Consider the following 16,579-nt stretch of genomic DNA (forward strand, 5'->3'; position numbering starts at 1 on the left):
CATGACCTCGCCGACCCCCACCGCCCCGCCCGTCCCGATCGTCCTCGCCGGAGCCCGCGGCCACGGCCGCTGGCACCTCGCCAACATCCGCCGCCTCCAGCACCGGGGCCTCGTCCGGCTCGCCGGCATCTGCGAACTCACCCCGCTCGACGCCGCCGAACTCGACGCCTTCGCGGACGAACCCCCCGAGCAGTCCGCCGACCTCGGCGCCCTCCTGGACTCCACCGGGGCCCGCGCCGCCGTCATCTGCACCCCCATCCAGACCCACACCGCCCTCGCCCTGACCGCAGCCCGGCGCGGCGTCCATCTCCTGCTGGAGAAGCCGCCCGCCGCCACCCGCGCCGACTTCGACCGCATCCTCGCCGGGGTGCGCGAGAGCGGGGTCGCCTGTCAGATCGGCTTCCAGTCCTTCGGTTCCCACGCCGTCCCCGCCATCCGGGAACTCGTCGCATCCGGCGCCATCGGCACCGTCCGGGGGTACGCGGCGGCGGGCGCCTGGGTCCGCGACGACGCCTACTACCGGCGGGCCCCCTGGGCCGGGCGGCGCCGCATCGGGGACACCGACGTCGTCGACGGCGTCCTGACCAACCCGCTCGCCCACGCCGTCGCCACCGCCCTCGAACTCGCCGGCACCACCGCCGCACGGGACATCGCGGACATCACCGCGGAACTCTTCCGCGCCCACGACATCGAGGCCGACGACACCTCCTGTGTCCGCGTCACCCCGGTCTCCGGCCCGCCCGTCACCGCGGCCGTCACCCTCTGCGCGGAACAGGCCGGCGAGCCCTACGTCATCGTCCACGGCGACCGCGGCCGCGTCACCTTCTGGTACAAACAGGACCGCGTCCTGGTCCAGCGCGCCGGCCACGGCCCCCTGGAGACCGTCCACGGGCGCACCGACCTCCTGGAGAACCTGGTCGCCCACCTGGCCGAGGGCACCCCGCTCCTCGTACCGCCGGAGCGCACCGCCGCGTTCATGGAGGTCGTCGAGGCCGTACGCACCGCCCCCGAACCGCGCCCGCTGCCGTCCGGCGCCTGGCACACCGTCACCGTGCCCGGCACCGGCGCCACCCGCCGGGTGGTGCGCGGCATCGACGCCCTGGTCGCCTCCGGCGCCGAAACCCTCTCCCTCTTCTCCGAACTCGGTGCCCCCTGGGCCGCGACCACCGAGGTGAGCTCCTCATGACGACCACCGCCCGGCTCAGCTGCGCCGGCCGTACCGTCGGCCGCTACAGCCACCTCCCCGGCACCGCCGGCCGCCCCTACCTGCACCCCGTCACCACCCTCGCCGGACTCACCGTCACCGAGGAACGCCCGGCCGACCACCTCCATCACCTGGGCGCGTCGGTCGCCGTCCCGGACGTGGCCGGGCACAACTTCTGGGGCGGACGCACCTTCGTCCGGGGCCGGGGGCCCACCGTCCTCGACAACCACGGCGTCCAGCGCCACCTCGGCTGGAAGCTGTGCGACCCGGACGGCTTCGTGCAGGAGCTGGGCTGGGAGGCCGGCGGCGCCGAACTGCTGCGCGAGCACCGCACGGTGGCCGCCGTCCCGCTCTCCGCCACCGCCTGGGCGCTGGACCTCTCCTTCTCCCTCACCAACACCGGCGAGCACGACCTGTCGATCGGCAGCCCGGCCACCAACGGCCGCCCCGGCGCCGGTTACGGCGGCTTCTTCTGGCGCGCCCCCAAGGAACCGTCCCCGCCCGCCGTGTTCAGCGACACGGCGGACGGCGAGGAGGCCGTGCACGGCCGGGCCGCCGACTGGCTCGCCCTGTGCGGCGACGGCTGGTCGCTGGTCTTCGCCGGGGCGACCGGGGAGACCCGCCGCGACCCGTGGTTCGTGCGCACCCGCGAGTACCCCGGCGTCGGCTCCTCGCTCGCCGCGACCGCACGGTTGCCCGTGCCCGCCGGCGCCACCGTCGTCCGCCGCGTCGTCACCGTCGTCGCGGACGGCCGGCTCGACCGGGCCGGCGCCGCCGCCCTCGCCCGCCGGGCGGTGACCACATGAGCACGGGACACCCCTGGACCGCCGACGCCGGGGACGGCACCTACCGCAACCCGGTCCTGAACGCCGACTGGTCCGACCCCGACGTGATCCGCGTCGGCGACGACTTCTACCTCACCGCCTCCAGCTTCGGCCGCGCCCCCGGGCTGCCGATCCTGCACTCGCGCGACCTGGTCAACTGGACGCTCACCGGGCACGCCCTGGACCGGCTGGAGCCCGCCGCCGACTTCGCGGCGCCCCGCCACGACTGCGGGGTGTGGGCGCCGTCGCTGCGGCACCACGACGGACGGTTCTGGATCTTCTGGGGCGACCCGGACCACGGCATCCAGCAGATCAGCGCCGAGGACGTCCGGGGCCCGTGGACCGCGCCCCACCTGCTCAAGGCGGGCCGCGGACTGATCGACCCCTGCCCGCTGTGGGACGAGGAGACCGGCGAGGCGTACCTCGTGCACGCCTGGGCCAAGTCCCGCTCCGGGATCAAGAACCGGATCACCGGCCACCGGATGAGCCCCGACGGGCGCGAACTGCTCGACGGGGGCACGGTCCTGATCGACGCCGACCGGCTGCCCGGCTGGTTCACCCTGGAGGGCCCCAAGCTCTACCGGCGCGGCGGGGAGTTCTGGATACTCGCCCCGGCGGGCGGGGTCGCGACGGGCTGGCAGGGCGCCTTCCGCTCCCGTGACTTCTGCGGCCCCTACGAGGAACGCGTCGTCCTCGCCCAGGGGTCCACCGACGTCAACGGCCCGCACCAGGGCGGCTGGGTGACCACCCCGGCCGGCGAGGACTGGTTCCTGCACTTCCAGGAACGCGGGGCGTACGGCAGGGTCGTGCACCTCCAGCCGATGCGCTGGGACGACGACGGCTGGCCGGTCATCGGGGACGACGGCGAACCCGTCGCCGTGCACCGCAAGCCCGCCCTGCCCGCCCAGCCCGCCGAGGCGCCGGCCTGCGACGACAGCTTCCCCGGCGGCCGGTACGGCCGGCAGTGGCAGTGGACGGCGAACCCGCGCCCCGGCCGGACGGTGGAGCACGCCGGGGACGGGCTGCTGCTGAGCTGCGGGGCCGCGGAGCCCGCGCACGACCTGCGCACCCTGCCCCACGTACTGGTCCAGCGGCTGCCCGCCGAGACCTTCACCGCCGAGGTGGAGCTGACCCTCGACAACGGGCCGGCCGGGGCGCGGGCCGGACTCGCCGTGCTCGGCGACGCCTACGCCTGGATCGGCCTGGAGCGCACGGCGCGGGGCGGGGCGCGGCTCGTGCACCGCTTCGCCGAGGCCACCGCCACCGAGGAGCGCGACGCCGGGCACGGCAGACCGGCGCCCGCCGGAGCGGCCCGGCTGCGGATCGAGGTCGCGCCCGGCGCCCGCTGCCGCTTCCTCGCCGACACCGGGGACGGGGCCGGGTTCCGGCCCTCCGGACAGGTCTTCGCCGCGACCCCGTGGCGCTGGGTCGGCGCCCTGCTCGGACTGTTCGCCACCGCGCCGTCCGGGACGGGCCCGGCCGGGACCGCCCGCTTCACCCGCTTCACCGTCACACCCGTACGAACCGAAAGAACGAGAGAGAAGAGCCGATCATGAACATCTCGAAGACGCAGCGGGGGCGCGCCGCGGCCGCCGTTTCCCTCGCGGCGGTGCTCGCCCTGACCGCGACCGCGTGCGGCGACGACGGCAGCGGCAGCGGCAACGAGGGCAGCGGCAAGGGCGAGATCACCTTCTGGGACAACAACGGCGGGCCGCGCACCGCCGTCTGGAAGGAGATCATCTCGGACTTCGAGAAGAAGAACCCGGACATCAAGGTCAAGTACGTGCCGATCCCGATCGCGGACGTGCAGTCCAAGTACGACACCGCCATCGCGGGCGGCGGGCTGCCGGACGTCGGCGGCGTCGGCACCGCCTACCTGGCCAACATGGTCTCCCAGGAGGCCCTGGAGCCGCTGAACGACCGCATCGAGGGCTCCGCGCTCAACGGCAAGCTCGTCGAGGGCATGGTCGAGAGCGTCAAGGACGCCGCCGGCCGGGGCGACGAGATGTACACCGTGCCGACCTCCGCGAACAACGGCGCGCTCTGGTACCGCACCGACCTGTTCGAGGCGGCCGGCCTGGACGCGCCCAGCACCTGGGCCAAGTTCTACCAGGCGGCCGAGAAGCTCACCGACGCCGAGCACAACAAGTTCGGCTACACCATCCGCGGCGGCGCCGGCTCCATCGCCCAGGCCATCGACGCCGCGTACGGCCAGTCCGGCATCACGGAGTTCTGGAACGGCGACAAGACCACCCTCAACGACCCGAAGAACGTGGCCGCGCTGGAGAAGTACGCCGCGCTGTTCAAGAAGGTCACGCCCTCCGCCGACGTCAACAACGACTTCACCAAGATGGTCGCCCAGTTCGACACCGGCACCATCGGCATGCTGAGCCACAACCTCGGCTCCTACCAGGACCACCTCAAGGCCCTCGGCAAGGACAAGTTCGCCGGCATCCCCAACCCGATCGGTGACAGCGGCACCCGCGTCCAGGTCTCCAACCCGGTCGACGGACTCGGCCTGTTCCGGTCGAGCAAGAACAAGACGGCCGCCTGGAAGTTCATCGAGTTCGCCGCCTCGCACGAGTCGAACAGCAAGTGGAACGAGTCGGCCGGCGCCATCCCCGCCAACACCGAGGCCGCCAAGGACCCGTGGATCAGCGCGGCCGCGCCGACCGAACTGGCCGCCAAGGCCCTCACCGACGGCTCCACCAAGATCGTGCAGCTGCCGTACTACCTGCCCGACTGGAACAACATCAGCAAGGCCGACAACGAGCCCGAGTTCCAGAAGCTGCTGCTCGGCAAGATCACGGCCAAGGACTTCCTGGACAAGATGGCCGACGAGCTGAACGAGGCCCAGAAGGAGTGGCAGGCGCTGGGCAACGGCTGATCCGGCGCCCGCCGGCGCGGGGCCGGCGGCGGGACCGTCGTGCGGACGGCCCGCCCCGCCCCGCCGCTCCTGCCCTCCCGCGCAACGCACCCGAGAGAGAGGCAGTACCCCCGTGTCACTCACCCGCAGGCAGACCGCGGCCGCCCTCGCCGCCCTGCCCCTGGCGCTCGCCGCCACCCCCGCGGCGGCGCACGGCCCCGCCCGCCGCACCCGCACCGTGCACATCGCGGGCGACTCCACGGCCGCCCGGAAGTACGCCGACGCCGCACCCGAGACCGGCTGGGGCATGGCCCTGCCGTTCTTCCTCGGACACGGCCTCACCGCCGCCAACCACGCCATGAACGGCCGCAGTTCCAAGAGCTTCATCGACGAGGGACTGCTCGCCGCCCTGCTGGAGCGGGTCCGCGCGGGCGACCTCCTGCTGATCCAGTTCGGCCACAACGACGAGAAGACGACGGACCCGGCGCGCGGCACCGACCCGTACACCACCTACCAGGACTGTCTGCGGCAGTACATCGCCGGGGCCCGCGCCCGGCACGCCCGGCCCGTCCTGCTCACCCCCGTCGAGCGCCGCAGGTTCGCCGCGGACGGCACGGCGAAGCCCACCCACGGTGAGTACCCGGCCGCCATGCGCGCCCTGGCCGCCGAGGAACGGGTGCCGCTCCTCGACCTGCAGGCCCGCACCCTCGCCCGCTGGCAGGAACTCGGCCCCGAGGGCACCGAGGCGTACTTCAACCACCTGGAACCCGGCGAGTCCCCGAACTACCCGGACGGCCGCCAGGACAACACCCACTTCCGGCCCGCCGGCGCCATCGAGGTGGCCCGGATGACGGCCCGCGCCCTGCTCGGCGCACGGGTCCTCGCCCCGCACGAACTGCGCCGCCTCGGCGCCCGCATCCCGGAGTCGCGGATCGGCCGGCCGCCGGCCTGACCCCGCGCCCCACCCCGCCCGTCACCCCCCTTCCCTCCTTTCCCACCGGTCCCGCACCAGAACCGAGGATTTGTCATGTCCGCACGCAGAACGCACGCCCGTGCCATCGCCGTCGCGATGGGCTGCGCCTCGCTGGCGCTCGCCCTGAGCGTCCCCGCGCAGGCGTCCTCCGCCAACTCCCACTCCCACTCCCACGGCAAGAAGGGCGCCGAACGCGCCGTGCTCGCCGACGGCGACGGCTGGGCCTCCGCCGAGGGCTCCACCACCGGCGGCGCCGCCGCCACCCCCGACCACGTCTACACCGTCCGCAACCGCGCCGAACTCATCGCCGCGTTCGAGGACGCCGGTGACGCGCCGAAGATCGTCCGGGTCGCCGGCACGATCCACGGCAACGCCGACGCCGAGGGCAACCCCATCGACTGCGAGGCGTACCAGACGGACGGATACACGCTGGACAAGTACCTCGCCGCCTACGACCCCGCCACCTGGGGCCGCGACGAGGTGCCCGCCGGGCCGATGGAGGACGCCCGGCTGGCCTCCGCCAAGCTCCAGAAGGCCGCCGTCAACGTCTACGTGCCGTCCAACACCACGCTGATCGGCGTCGGCCGGGACGCCGAGATCATCGGCGCCTCGATCCAGATCCAGAACGTCTCCAACGTCATCGTCCGCAACATCGACTTCCAGGACACCTACGACTGCTTCCCGCAGTGGGACCCGACCGACGGCGACACCGGACACTGGAACTCCGAGTACGACAACCTCGTCGTGTACGGCTCCGACCACGTCTGGGTCGACCACAACACCTTCAGCGACGGCGACCGCCCCGACGCCGAGCAGCCCCGCTACTTCGGCGAGCTGTACCAGCAGCACGACGGCCTCTTCGACATCGTCAAGGGCGCCGACCTGGTCACCGTCTCCTGGAACGTCCTCAAGGACCACGACAAGACGATGCTCCTCGGCAACAGCGACAAGGCCGGGGCCACCGACCGGGGCAAGCTCCGCGTCACCCTGCACCACAACCTGTTCAAGGACGTCAACGAGCGCGCGCCCCGCGTCCGCTTCGGTCGGGTCGACTCGTACAACAACCACTTCGTCGCCACGAAGGGCAGCGTCTACGGCTACTCCTACGGCATCGGCGCCGAGTCCCAACTCGTCGCGGAGCACAACGCCTTCACCCTCAGCCGCGAGTTCGACAAGGCCAAGATCCTCAAGAAGTGGTCCGAATCCTCGCTGACCGCCGCCGACAACTGGGTCAACGGCCGCCGCACCGACCTGATCGCCGTCCACAACGCGGGCGTACCCGAGGAGCAGCTCACCCCGGGGGCCGGCTGGACGCCGACCCTGCGCAACCGGATCGACCACCCGCTCCTCGTGCCCCTGGTCGTGGGCCTCGGCGCGGGCTCCGGCCGACTGCCCGGCGCCTGATCCCGGCCCCGCCCCCGCAAACCCCGCCGGCGCCGCAGCGGCGCCGGCGGGGCCCCTTCTCCGCCCCCGCGCACGGAAGTTGGAGCACCCCATGCCCACCCGCCGCACCGCCCTGGCCCTCCTCGCCGGCTCCGCCACCGCCCTCGCCCTCGGCACCGCCCCCGCACAGGCCCACGGCCGCCCGTTCGGCCGGCACGGCTCGCCCGACCGCCGACCCGACCCCTCCTTCCTCTACGTGGACGCGCGCGGCCGGGGCGACCACCGCACCGTCCAGGCCGCCGTGGACGCCGCCACCGGCAGCGGCCGCACCCTGGTCATCGCCCCCGGCACCTACCGGGAGACCGTGGACATCCCGGCCGACCGGACCGGGCTCACCCTCATCGGCGCCGGCGACGACCCGCGCGACACCGTCATCGTGTACGACAACGCCAACGGCACCCCGCGCCCCGACGGCTCGGGCACCCACGGCACCAGCGGCTCCGCCACCGTCACCGCCCGGCCCGCCGGACTCACCGCCCGCCGGCTGACCTTCGCCAACGACTGGCTGCGCGCCGACCACCCCGACTGGACCGGCACCCAGGCCGTGGCCGTCAAGGCGACCGGTGACCGCTCGGCGTTCCTCGACTGCCGCTTCCTGGGTCACCAGGACACCCTCTACGCCGACTCCCCGTCCCTCGCCGTCTTCGCCCGGCAGTACTACCGCGACTGCTACGTGGAGGGGGACGTCGACTTCGTCTTCGGCCGCGCCTCCGCCGTCCTGGACCGCTGCCACTTCCGCACCCTGGCCCGCCCCGACCTGGCCGCCCCGCCGCACGGCTTCGTCTTCGCGCCCAGCACCGCGGGCACGAACCCGCACGGCTTCCTGGTCCTGCGCTCCCGCGTCACCAGCACCGCCCCCACCGGATACTTCAAGCTGGCCCGGCCCTGGGTGCCGTCCTCCGACCCCACCGCCCACCCCATGCTGACCGTCCGCGACAGCCACCTCGGCGCCGGCATCGACACCGACGAGCCCTACGGCACCATGTCGGCCGGGTACCCCTGGCAGGAACAGCGCTTCGCCGAGTACCGCAACAAGGGCCCCGGCGCCCGCGTCACCGTCCCCGTCAACCGCCCCCGGCTCACCCCGGCCGAGGCACGCCTGCACACCCCGGCCGCCTGGCTCGGCGACTGGCGCCCGCAGGGGTGACCGCCGGGGGTGACCGACGGGTCAGCCGTCGCGGCGGAAGCGGTCGCCCACCGCGGCCTTCTGCCCCGAGACCCGGACGGCGTGCGCGGTCACATAGTCGCCGCGCGCGTCCCGGTCGCCCTCGGCGTGGTTGTACTGCCCGGCGAACGTGTGCGTACCGGCCGGGACCTTCCGCCCGGTCCGCAGCGTCCACCGGTAGACCAGATAGCCGCCGCTCTCGTTCACCGACACGGCGAAGTCCGTCTCGGGCAGCGAGCGCCAGGAGCCCGTGGTGTTCACCCCGCCGGTCTGCGCGACCCGCAGCTCCACCGTGAGCGCCGACAGCGGCTCGGTGGTCCGCAGCGTCACATTGCTCTGCGCCCAGTACGGGTTGGAGTGCGGGTCGATCACCCCGCCCGTCCACAGCGGCCCGTTCTCCGGCCGCAGCCCGTCGAGCCCGGCCGGGCCCCGCCGCGCCGCCGAAGCAGCGGGGGAGGGGGAGACCGGCGGGCCGGAGGGCGCCGCCGCGACCCGGTCGCCGCGCGCCCCGCCGTCGTCGCCCGCCGAGGTGACCGCGAACGCGCCCGCCGCCAGCACCCCGCACACCGCCGCCGTCGCCCCGGCGACCCGCAGCCACGGACGCACGGCGCGCGGCGGGCGCACCGCTCTCGTCGCCGGGCGCTCCCCGGCGATCCCGCGCTCGACGCGGGCCAGCATCCGGGCCCGGTCGGGGCGGTGGGCCTCGGCGGCCTCCCGCAGCAGCCCGGACAGTTCCTCGTCCCTCACCGCTCTCCTCCGCTGCGCTGCGCCGCGACGGCCACCCGCACCTGAGCGGCGGGCGTCTCGGGCCTTGGGGCCTGTCGTCATATTCCCGTCTGCCGGGCGACGCCATGCACGCACTCTCGCCGCACCGGCCCCAGACCCCAGTACATCCAGTACAGGGGCCTGGGGCCGGCACGCCGGGAGCACGCACCTGACGCCGCCCGGCCCGCCCTCCGGGCGGACGACGGGAATATGACGACAGGCCCCAGCAGCCGCTGCAGTTCCGCGACGGCGCGCGAGGTCTGGCTCTTGACCGTACCCACCGAGATCCCCAGCGCCAGCGAGGTGTCCCGCTCCGACAGGTCGAAGGCGTGCCGCAGCACCACACAGGCGCGCTTGCGGAACGGCAGCCGCCGCAGCGCCTCCCGCACATCCATCACCGCCGGCACGTCCGGTCCCTCGGTCGCCGCGTCGTCCGCGCCGCCGCGCGGCCCCCAGAACAGCGCGATCCGGCGCCGCTCGCGGACCGCGCTGCGGATACGGGTCCTGGCCAGGTTCGCCACCACACCCCGCGCGTACGCCACCGGATGCCCGGCCTCGCGGACCCGGTCCCAGCGGTGCCAGAGCGCGAGCAGCGCGTCCGCCGCCAGATCGTCGGCCGCGTCGGCCTCGCCGGTCAGCAGATGGGCGAGGCGGGCCAGCTCGGCGTAATGGGCCTCGAAGAACGCGTGGAACTCGGCGGCGGCGGCATCGTCGACGGCTGTGCCCACAGCTACCTCGTCCCTCGCGCTCGCCCGCCCGGACCGTCCGGGTACGTCCCCGCCCCCACGTCCCTCGCGGGCGGGGCGGGGCGTGAGCGTACCGCGTTCCGCAAGCGCTTCGACACGGGGGGTGCGCGACGGGGACGGCCGCACGCTCAGCCGGGGGTGATGAACCCCGACTCGTACGCCGCGATGACCGCCTGGGTGCGGTCGCGGGCGCCGGTCTTCGCGAGGACCGCCGCCACATGCGACTTGGCCGTCGCCGAACCCACCGCGAGCCGGCCGGCGATCTCCGCGTTGGTCAGCCCGGCCGCCATCAACCGCAGCACCTGCGCCTCCCGCTCGGTGAGCCGGGCGGCCCACGGCGGGGCGGGGGCCTGCCGGGCCGGGCCGTAGGAGGCGGCGAGCTGCCGTACGGCGGACGGGAAGAGCAGCGAGTCGCCGCAGGCCACCAGCCGTACCGCCTGCACCAGCTCCTCCGCCGCCACCCGCTTCAGCAGGAAGCCCGCGGCCCCGGCCCGCAGCGCCTCGTACACATAGGCGTCGTGCTCGAAGGTGGTGACGACGACGACGCGCGGCGCCGGGTCGAGGCCGGCCAGGATCTGCTCGGTGGCCCGGATGCCGTCCGTCTCGGGCATCCGCACATCCATCAGCACCACGTCGGGCCGCAGCGCCCGCACCACGGACACCGCCTCGGCGCCGGTCGCCGCCTCGCCGACGACCTCCAGGCCGTCCTCCGCGTCCAGGATGGCCCGCAGCGCGGTGCGCACCATCCGTTCGTCGTCGGCCAGGACTATGCGGACCGGGGTGCTCATCGTCGCTCCTTCGCGGGGTGGGACAGGGGCAGCCGGGCGGACAGCCGCCATACGCCGTCGTCGCGCGGACCGGCCCCGGTGGTGCCGCCGAGCAGCAGGGCGCGCTCGGTGACACCGGTCAGGCCGTGTCCGCCGCCGGGGCGCGTGGCCGGGGCGTACGGGGGCAGCGCGCTGTCCAGGACGATCGTCAGCTCGCGGGGGCCGATGGCGATCCGCAGCCGGGCCGGCGCGCCGGCGGCGCCGTGCCGCAGGGCGTTGCTGAGCCCCTCCTGCACGATCCGGTACGCCTCGGCGGACACCGGCCCCGGCACCGCGCCGGGGTCGCCGTCCGCCGCGTACCGTACGGGCACTCCGCACCGGGCCAGCAGGTCGCCGAGCGCGTCCAGGCCGGGGCCCGCGAGGGCGTCCGGGCCGTCCGCGCCCTGCCGCAACAGGCCGAGGACGGCGTCGAGTTCGCCCACGGTGCGGCGGGTGGTCTCCTCGATCGCGGTGAGCGCCTGCCGGGCGAACTCGGGGTCGCTGTCCAGCACCCGGCGGGCGGCGCCCGCCTGCAGCGTGACGGCGCTCAGCGCGTGGCCGACCGAGTCGTGCAGCTCGCGGGCGAGGCGGTTGCGCACGGCCAGCTCGGCGGCCCGGCGTTCGGCGGCGGCCAGCCGGTCGTCCGGGGTGGGCCCGAGCAGCACCGGGGCCCGGCCGGCCAGCAGCGCCCCGGCCGCCGCCGCGCAGCACGCCAGCGCGACGAGCATGGCCGCCCCGGCCGGGGGAGCGAGGGCCAGCAGCCAGGGCTGGTCCCGGACGGCGTCGAAGTTCCAGTCGTCGGACGCGCGCAGGGCCGGGAACAGCGGCAGCGCCATGACGCACAGGGCGAAGGGGACGAGCGCCGGCGTCATGCCGCTGATGACGCCGCCGAGCCCGACGTGCAGGGTGAACCAGGCCGCCGTACGCACCCGGGCCTGCCGGGAGCGGCCGGGCCCGTCCGCCAGCGGCCGGTCCGGGGCCGGATCGCACAGGGCGCGCGCGGCGGCCACCGACAGCGGCCGGGCGGTGGGCAGCAGCGCGGTGACGGCGGCCATCGGCAGGGCGTAGCCGAAGGCGGAGAAGGTCGCGGGGAGCGAGGCGAAGGTGTTGGTCCCGGGTGCGTACAGGCCGACGACGACCGTGCCGACCAGGAAGTACGGCATCAGCAGCGCGCCGCCGATGATCAGGTGCAGCCAGCGCAGACGGGCGCGCCGGCCGATGAGCGCCCTCATGCGGGGGCGCCCCGTGTCCCGGCCGCGCGCTCCGTCAGGAAGTACGCGCCCGCGGTCACCATCAGTGTGCCGACGAGCATCTGGACAGCGTAGATCAACACCATGGCGGTGGTGGGCTGTTGGCCGAGGTCGTCGTTGCCGGCCAGCGCGCCGACGCTCATCCAGCCGCCCCAGCAGGCCGTCGCCCCCGAGCCGCCCCAGCCCAGCGCGAGCGGTATCCACAGCGGCAGCGCGGACCGGCGGAAGGCGAGGAGCAGCACCCCGGCGACCCCGACCGCCACGAACAGCGCGTAGACCCCTTCGAGGACGTGGAAACCGCTGGTGCGCTCCGCGATCCGGTCCTGGCTCAGCCCCGCCGTCACCCCGCACGCCCACAGCACATGGAGAAGGCCGGGCACCAGCGCGAGCAGTGAGGCGGCGACCGCCCCGGCCCGCAGCGCGGGTGCGGTGGGGCTGTCCGGCAGGTCGCGCAGGGTGCCCTGCCAGAGGTGGCCCCAGCGGTCGCGGGTGTACAGCGCGAAGAGGGTGCCCAGAGCCAGGCCCTGGACGATGAAGCCGGTGTAGACGACGCCGAAGACCCACTCGTCCAGGAACGGCCGGCTCGCCCCGCCCCCGCCGGCGGTCTCGCCGCCCAGGGCCCCGACCAGCAGTTGCAGCGGGTAGCCGGCCATGATCGGCAGCAGCAGCCCGGTCGCCGTCCACATCGGCCGCGCGAGCAGCCAGGCGGGCACCCGCGTCCCCCGGGGCCGGGTCAGCAGCAGGGCGAGGACCACGACCGCGCCGTCCATCAGCAGCGTTCCGGCGTTGGCCACGGCCATGGTGGTGGGGTGGTCGAGCAGCACGCTGCCGTCCGGGACGCCGATCCGGCTGCCCGCCACCCAGGCCGCCTTGAGCGCCATGTACGGCAGGCAGGAGGCGATGGCGACGGCGCGCAGCAGGGCGCGCGGGGAGCGGGCGGAGGGTGCGGGCGCGGGCGGTGCGGCGGAGGTCTGCGTCATGGCCCCCACGCTGCCGGGCGGCGCGCTCCGGCACGTCCTGCCGGGCGATGATCCGTCTCCGCCGCGCGGCGGAGACGGACCGGCGGGACGTACCCGGTCAGAGCCTGCGGGTGGCCAGCGTCAGCCGGTCGCGCGCGTCGAACAGGGCGTCCTTGACGAGCTGTTCGTGCGCGGGCGTGAGCCGGGCGACCGGGACGGAGCAGCTGATGGCGTCGCGGGCCGGGGTGCGGTACGGGACGGCGACGCCGAAGCAGCGCAGCCCCAGCGTGTTCTCCTCGCGGTCCACCGCGTACCCCTGCTCGCGGACGCGGTGCAGCTCCTCGATGAGCTTCTCGCGGTCGGTCAGGGTGTGCTCGGTCAGCGCGGGCAGCGTCTCGGGGAGCATCTTGCGGACCTGCTCGTCGCTGTGGGTGGCCAGCAGCGCCTTGCCGAGCGAGGTGGAGTGCGCGGGGAGCCGGCGGCCGACGCGGGTGAAGGGGCGCAGATGGTGCTGGGACTGGCGGGTGGCCAGGTAGACCACGTTCGTCCCGTCGAGCCGGGCGAGGTGGATGGTCTCCGTGGTGTCGTCGGAGAGCCGGTCGAGCGTGGGGCGGGCCGCGGCGACCACCTCATCGCCGTCGATGTAGGAGGTGCCGACCAGCAGCGCCCGTACGCCGATCCCGTACCGCGTGCCCGTGGCGTCCGTCTCCACCCAGCCCAGCTCGACCAGGGTGCGCAGCAGCATGTAGAGGCTGGACTTGGGGTAGCCGACGGCCTCCTGGACCGCGGCGAGCGAGTGCATGCCGGGCCGCCCGGCGAAGTACTCCAGCAGCTCCACCGTCCGTACCGCGGACTTGACCTGTGCCCCACCCGACTCGGGAACCGACATCGCCCTGTGCCCCTTTCAGCCCGCCGACGAAACCCTGCGACTTCTTGCCAACACCGAACGCCCGGAAATAGAGTCGCTTCACATTCACGTTCAGGAACGCTGTTCAGAATACCGAACAGCTTATACCGGACGACTTCTGATGTGCGGCAGTGGAGCGGAAGGAAACACGGTGGCAGCAGCACCAGTCTGGAGCGTCGACCCCCGCAGCGGGAACCCGCGCGAGCAGGTTGCGGCGGAGGCCACAGCCGCGGACGTCGACCGCGCGGTCCGCGCCGCCCACGCGGTACGCGACTCCCTCGCCGACCGTGCCACGCGCGCCGCGTTCCTGCGCACCGCCGCCGAGCACCTGGCCGCGGCGGCCGACCGTGTCGTGGCGGCCGCCGACGCCGAGACGGCCCTCGGCCCGGCCCGGCTGAACGGCGAACTCGCCCGCACCGCCGCTCAGTTGCGCGCCTTCGCGGAGGTCGTCGAGGAGGGCGCCTACCTCGACATCCACATCGACCACGCGGACGCGACCCGCACCCCGCCCTGGCCCGACCTGCGCCGCTACAAGATCCCGCTCGGCGTCGTCGCCGTCTACGCCGCCAGCAACTTCCCGCTCGCCTTCTCCGTGCCCGGCGGCGACACCGCCAGCGCCCTCGCGGCCGGCTGCCCCGTCGTCGTCAAGGCGCACCCCGACCACCCGGCCACCTCCGAACTGTGCGCCGCCCTGCTGCGCGAGGCCGCCGTGAAGAGCGGACTGCCCGAGGACGTCGTCACCCTTGTGCACGGCTTCGACGCCGGGGTCGCCCTCGTCCGGCACCCGCTGGTCGCCGCCGCCGGGTTCACCGGCTCGGTACGCGGCGGACGCGCCCTGTTCGACGCGGCGGCCGCCCGGCCCGTCCCCATCCCCTTCCACGGCGAACTCGGCTCCCTCAACCCCGTCGTCGTCACCGCCGCGGCGGCCGGCGAGCGCGGCGAGGAGATCGGCGCGGGCCTGGCCGGCTCGATGACCATGGGCGCCGGCCAGTTCTGCACCAAGCCCGGGTTCGTCCTGGTCCCCGAGGGCGAGGGCGGCGACCGCCTGCTCAAGTCCCTCACCGACGCGGTCGCCGGCACCGGCGCCGGGGTCCTGCTCGACCACCGGATGCGCGACGCCTTCCTCGCCGGGGTCACCGCGCGGACCGCCCTGCCGGACGTGGCCGCCCCCGTCGCCCCCGGCGCGGGCGACGCGCACACCGTGGCCGCCGGATTCCTGACCGTCCCGGCCCGCCTCCTCACCACCGAGGGCCCGCACGACGCGCTCCTGGAGGAGTGCTTCGGCCCGGTCACCGTCATCGCCCGCTACGCCTCCGACGACGAGATCACCGCCGTCCTGTCCCGGCTCCCCGGCAACCTCACCGCCACCCTCCACATCGCCGACGACGAGGCCCGGGGCGCCGCCGCCGGCCTCCTGGCCGCCCTCACCCCGCTCGCCGGACGCGTCCTCGTCAACGGCTGGCCCACCGGCGTCGCCGTCGCCCCCGCCCAGCACCACGGCGGCCCCTACCCGGCCACCACCTCCACCTCCACCTCGGTCGGCGCCACCGCCATCGAGCGCTGGCTGCGCCCGGTCAGCTACCAGACCACCCCCGACGCCCTCCTCCCGCCGGAGCTGCGCGAGGACAACCCGCTGGGCCTGCCCCGCCGCGTGGACGGACGACCGGTGTGAACCTCCCCGAACTCCCCTTCCCGCTCCGGCCGTACGGCCCCGAGGGCGGCTGGACGTACGAGAACGGCGCGCTCACCGGCCGGGCCGGCGCCCGCCAGGACCGGTTCGTCCCGCCGGGCGGCGACAGCCTGGACCCGGCGAGCGACGCGCCCCGGCTCCTCGGCACCGCCCCGGCCGGCGACTTCCAGCTGATCGCACGGGTGCGCGTCGGCTTCGCCGCCGCCTTCGACGCCGGGGTGCTCTACCTCCACACCGGCGAGCGGGAATGGGCCAAGCTCTGCCTGGAACTCTCCCCGGACCGCCCGACCATCTGCACGGTGGTCACCCGCGGCCACTCGGACGACGTCAACTCCTCCGTCGTGGACGGCGACACCCACTGGCTGCGCCTCAGCCGTACGGGCAGCGCCTTCGCCTTCCACGCCTCGGCCGACGGCGAGCGGTGGACCTTCGTCCGCGTCTTCACCCTCGGCACCGCGGAGCAGGCGGCCACCGCCGCCATCGGCTTCCTCGCCCAGTCACCCACGGGCGAGGGCTGCGAGGTGACCTTCGACCGGATCGCCTTCCGGCCCCAGGGCCCGGCCGAGGTGAGCCGGAGCCGGGACGGCTGGGCCCGCGCGGTGGACCGGGAGGACCCCACGGTGCTCGTCGCCGAGCAGGACGGCGCCCTCGTCGGCATCGCCGCCCACTCGGTGCACGACGGGTGGACGTACCTCACCCAGCTCCACGTCTCCCCGGCCCACTGGCGCGAGGGCATCGGCAGCGCCCTGCACCTCGCGTGCGTCGCCGACTGGCAGCGGCGCGGCGTGACGCGGGCCCGACTGGAGGTCTTCGAGCCCAACCGGCGGGCACAGGCGTTCTACTCGGCATGCGGCTGGGTCGCCGACCCGGAGACACCCCGGAACGACGACCATCTGGTGCTGCGCCTCGCGGTGCCGGAGGCGTCCGCGAGAGGCTGAGCACCAGGGGAGGCGGCTCGGGAATGGCGCGGGCCCGTCATGC

Annotated in this window: 15 protein-coding genes and 1 pseudogene; 10 read left to right on the forward strand and 6 right to left on the reverse strand. The window is 74.7% G+C overall.

Annotated features, from left to right (window positions below):
- Position 1 precedes the first annotated feature (1 nt).
- From DNK56_RS11235 to DNK56_RS11265, 7 genes are all read left to right on the forward strand, one after another.
- Positions 2–1,186, forward strand: coding sequence for a Gfo/Idh/MocA family protein (locus tag DNK56_RS11235; RefSeq protein ID WP_199563788.1), 1,185 nt, complete (start codon positions 2–4; stop codon positions 1,184–1,186).
- Positions 1,183–2,010: a DUF6807 domain-containing protein gene (locus DNK56_RS11240; RefSeq protein ID WP_111333127.1), complete on the forward strand. Its 828-nt coding sequence runs from the start codon at positions 1,183–1,185 to the stop codon at positions 2,008–2,010. The genes DNK56_RS11235 and DNK56_RS11240 overlap by 4 nt, the downstream gene beginning before the upstream one ends.
- Positions 2,007–3,584, forward strand: a complete 1,578-nt coding sequence (locus DNK56_RS11245; protein WP_111333129.1) for a glycoside hydrolase family 43 protein — start codon at positions 2,007–2,009, stop codon at positions 3,582–3,584. The genes DNK56_RS11240 and DNK56_RS11245 overlap by 4 nt, the downstream gene beginning before the upstream one ends.
- Complete coding sequence (locus DNK56_RS11250; RefSeq protein ID WP_111333131.1) at positions 3,581–4,915, forward strand: ABC transporter substrate-binding protein; 1,335 nt, start codon at positions 3,581–3,583, stop codon at positions 4,913–4,915. The genes DNK56_RS11245 and DNK56_RS11250 overlap by 4 nt, the downstream gene beginning before the upstream one ends.
- 112 nt (positions 4,916–5,027) lie before the next feature.
- Positions 5,028–5,846, forward strand: coding sequence for a rhamnogalacturonan acetylesterase (locus tag DNK56_RS11255; RefSeq protein ID WP_111333133.1), 819 nt, complete (start codon positions 5,028–5,030; stop codon positions 5,844–5,846).
- Between the two features lie 75 nt (positions 5,847–5,921).
- Positions 5,922–7,271, forward strand: a complete 1,350-nt coding sequence (locus tag DNK56_RS11260) for a pectate lyase family protein (RefSeq protein WP_111333135.1) — start codon at positions 5,922–5,924, stop codon at positions 7,269–7,271.
- A 91-nt stretch (positions 7,272–7,362) separates the two neighbouring features.
- A complete protein-coding gene (locus DNK56_RS11265; protein ID WP_111333137.1) occupies positions 7,363–8,457 on the forward strand; it encodes a pectinesterase family protein in 1,095 nt (364 codons plus the stop codon).
- Between the two features lie 21 nt (positions 8,458–8,478).
- Here the strand turns inward: DNK56_RS11265 and DNK56_RS11270 are convergent, their stop codons facing one another.
- The 6 genes from DNK56_RS11270 to DNK56_RS11305 all read right to left on the reverse strand — a co-directional run bounded on the left by DNK56_RS11270 (position 8,479) and on the right by DNK56_RS11305 (position 13,890).
- Positions 8,479–9,222 (reverse strand): hypothetical protein, encoded by a 744-nt coding sequence (locus tag DNK56_RS11270; protein ID WP_111333139.1) that lies wholly within the window; start codon positions 9,220–9,222, stop codon positions 8,479–8,481.
- Positions 9,223–9,299: 77 nt separating this feature from the next.
- Positions 9,300–9,968 carry a SigE family RNA polymerase sigma factor gene (locus DNK56_RS11285; RefSeq protein WP_241989840.1) on the reverse strand — a complete coding sequence of 223 codons (669 nt, stop codon included), beginning with the start codon at positions 9,966–9,968 and terminating at the stop codon, positions 9,300–9,302.
- Positions 9,969–10,114: 146 nt separating this feature from the next.
- Complete coding sequence (locus tag DNK56_RS11290; RefSeq protein ID WP_111333141.1) at positions 10,115–10,774, reverse strand: response regulator transcription factor; 660 nt, start codon at positions 10,772–10,774, stop codon at positions 10,115–10,117.
- On the reverse strand, positions 10,771–12,024 hold the full coding sequence (locus tag DNK56_RS11295) for a sensor histidine kinase (RefSeq protein ID WP_111333143.1): 1,254 nt from the start codon (positions 12,022–12,024) through the stop codon (positions 10,771–10,773). Before DNK56_RS11295 ends, DNK56_RS11290 begins: the two co-directional genes overlap by 4 nt.
- Complete coding sequence (locus DNK56_RS11300; RefSeq protein ID WP_111333145.1) at positions 12,021–13,022, reverse strand: hypothetical protein; 1,002 nt, start codon at positions 13,020–13,022, stop codon at positions 12,021–12,023. Before DNK56_RS11300 ends, DNK56_RS11295 begins: the two co-directional genes overlap by 4 nt.
- Before the next feature lie 97 nt (positions 13,023–13,119).
- A complete protein-coding gene (locus DNK56_RS11305; protein WP_111333147.1) occupies positions 13,120–13,890 on the reverse strand; it encodes an IclR family transcriptional regulator in 771 nt (256 codons plus the stop codon).
- Positions 13,891–14,059: 169 nt separating this feature from the next.
- Between DNK56_RS11305 and DNK56_RS11310 the strand changes: the two genes are divergently transcribed.
- The 3 genes and pseudogenes from DNK56_RS11310 to DNK56_RS36565 all read left to right on the forward strand — a co-directional run bounded on the left by DNK56_RS11310 (position 14,060) and on the right by DNK56_RS36565 (position 16,536).
- Positions 14,060–15,580, forward strand: coding sequence for an aldehyde dehydrogenase (NADP(+)) (locus tag DNK56_RS11310; protein WP_111333149.1), 1,521 nt, complete (start codon positions 14,060–14,062; stop codon positions 15,578–15,580).
- Positions 15,577–16,185, forward strand: a pseudogene (locus tag DNK56_RS36560) (DUF1349 domain-containing protein); the annotation flags it as partial. The gene DNK56_RS11310 and the pseudogene DNK56_RS36560, both read left to right, overlap by 4 nt.
- Positions 16,165–16,536, forward strand: coding sequence for a GNAT family N-acetyltransferase (locus DNK56_RS36565; protein ID WP_241990532.1), 372 nt, complete (start codon positions 16,165–16,167; stop codon positions 16,534–16,536). The pseudogene DNK56_RS36560 and the gene DNK56_RS36565, both read left to right, overlap by 21 nt.
- The last annotated feature ends 43 nt before the right edge of the window (positions 16,537–16,579 follow it).

It is taken from the genome of Streptomyces sp. AC1-42W, from assembly GCF_003248355.1.
In the GTDB taxonomy this organism is placed as follows: Bacteria; Actinomycetota; Actinomycetes; order Streptomycetales; family Streptomycetaceae; genus Streptomyces.

Coding starts and splice junctions, on each gene's coding strand:
- DNK56_RS11235 (WP_199563788.1), top strand. CDS start 2: ATGACCTCGCCGACCCCCACCGCCCCGCCCGTCCCGATCGTCCTCGCC.
- DNK56_RS11240 (WP_111333127.1), top strand. CDS start 1,183: ATGACGACCACCGCCCGGCTCAGCTGCGCCGGCCGTACCGTCGGCCGC.
- DNK56_RS11245 (WP_111333129.1), top strand. CDS start 2,007: ATGAGCACGGGACACCCCTGGACCGCCGACGCCGGGGACGGCACCTAC.
- DNK56_RS11250 (WP_111333131.1), top strand. CDS start 3,581: ATGAACATCTCGAAGACGCAGCGGGGGCGCGCCGCGGCCGCCGTTTCC.
- DNK56_RS11260 (WP_111333135.1), top strand. CDS start 5,922: ATGTCCGCACGCAGAACGCACGCCCGTGCCATCGCCGTCGCGATGGGC.
- DNK56_RS11265 (WP_111333137.1), top strand. CDS start 7,363: ATGCCCACCCGCCGCACCGCCCTGGCCCTCCTCGCCGGCTCCGCCACC.
- DNK56_RS11290 (WP_111333141.1), bottom strand. CDS start 10,774: ATGAGCACCCCGGTCCGCATAGTCCTGGCCGACGACGAACGGATGGTG.
- DNK56_RS11295 (WP_111333143.1), bottom strand. CDS start 12,024: ATGAGGGCGCTCATCGGCCGGCGCGCCCGTCTGCGCTGGCTGCACCTG.
- DNK56_RS11300 (WP_111333145.1), bottom strand. CDS start 13,022: ATGACGCAGACCTCCGCCGCACCGCCCGCGCCCGCACCCTCCGCCCGC.
- DNK56_RS11305 (WP_111333147.1), bottom strand. CDS start 13,890: ATGTCGGTTCCCGAGTCGGGTGGGGCACAGGTCAAGTCCGCGGTACGG.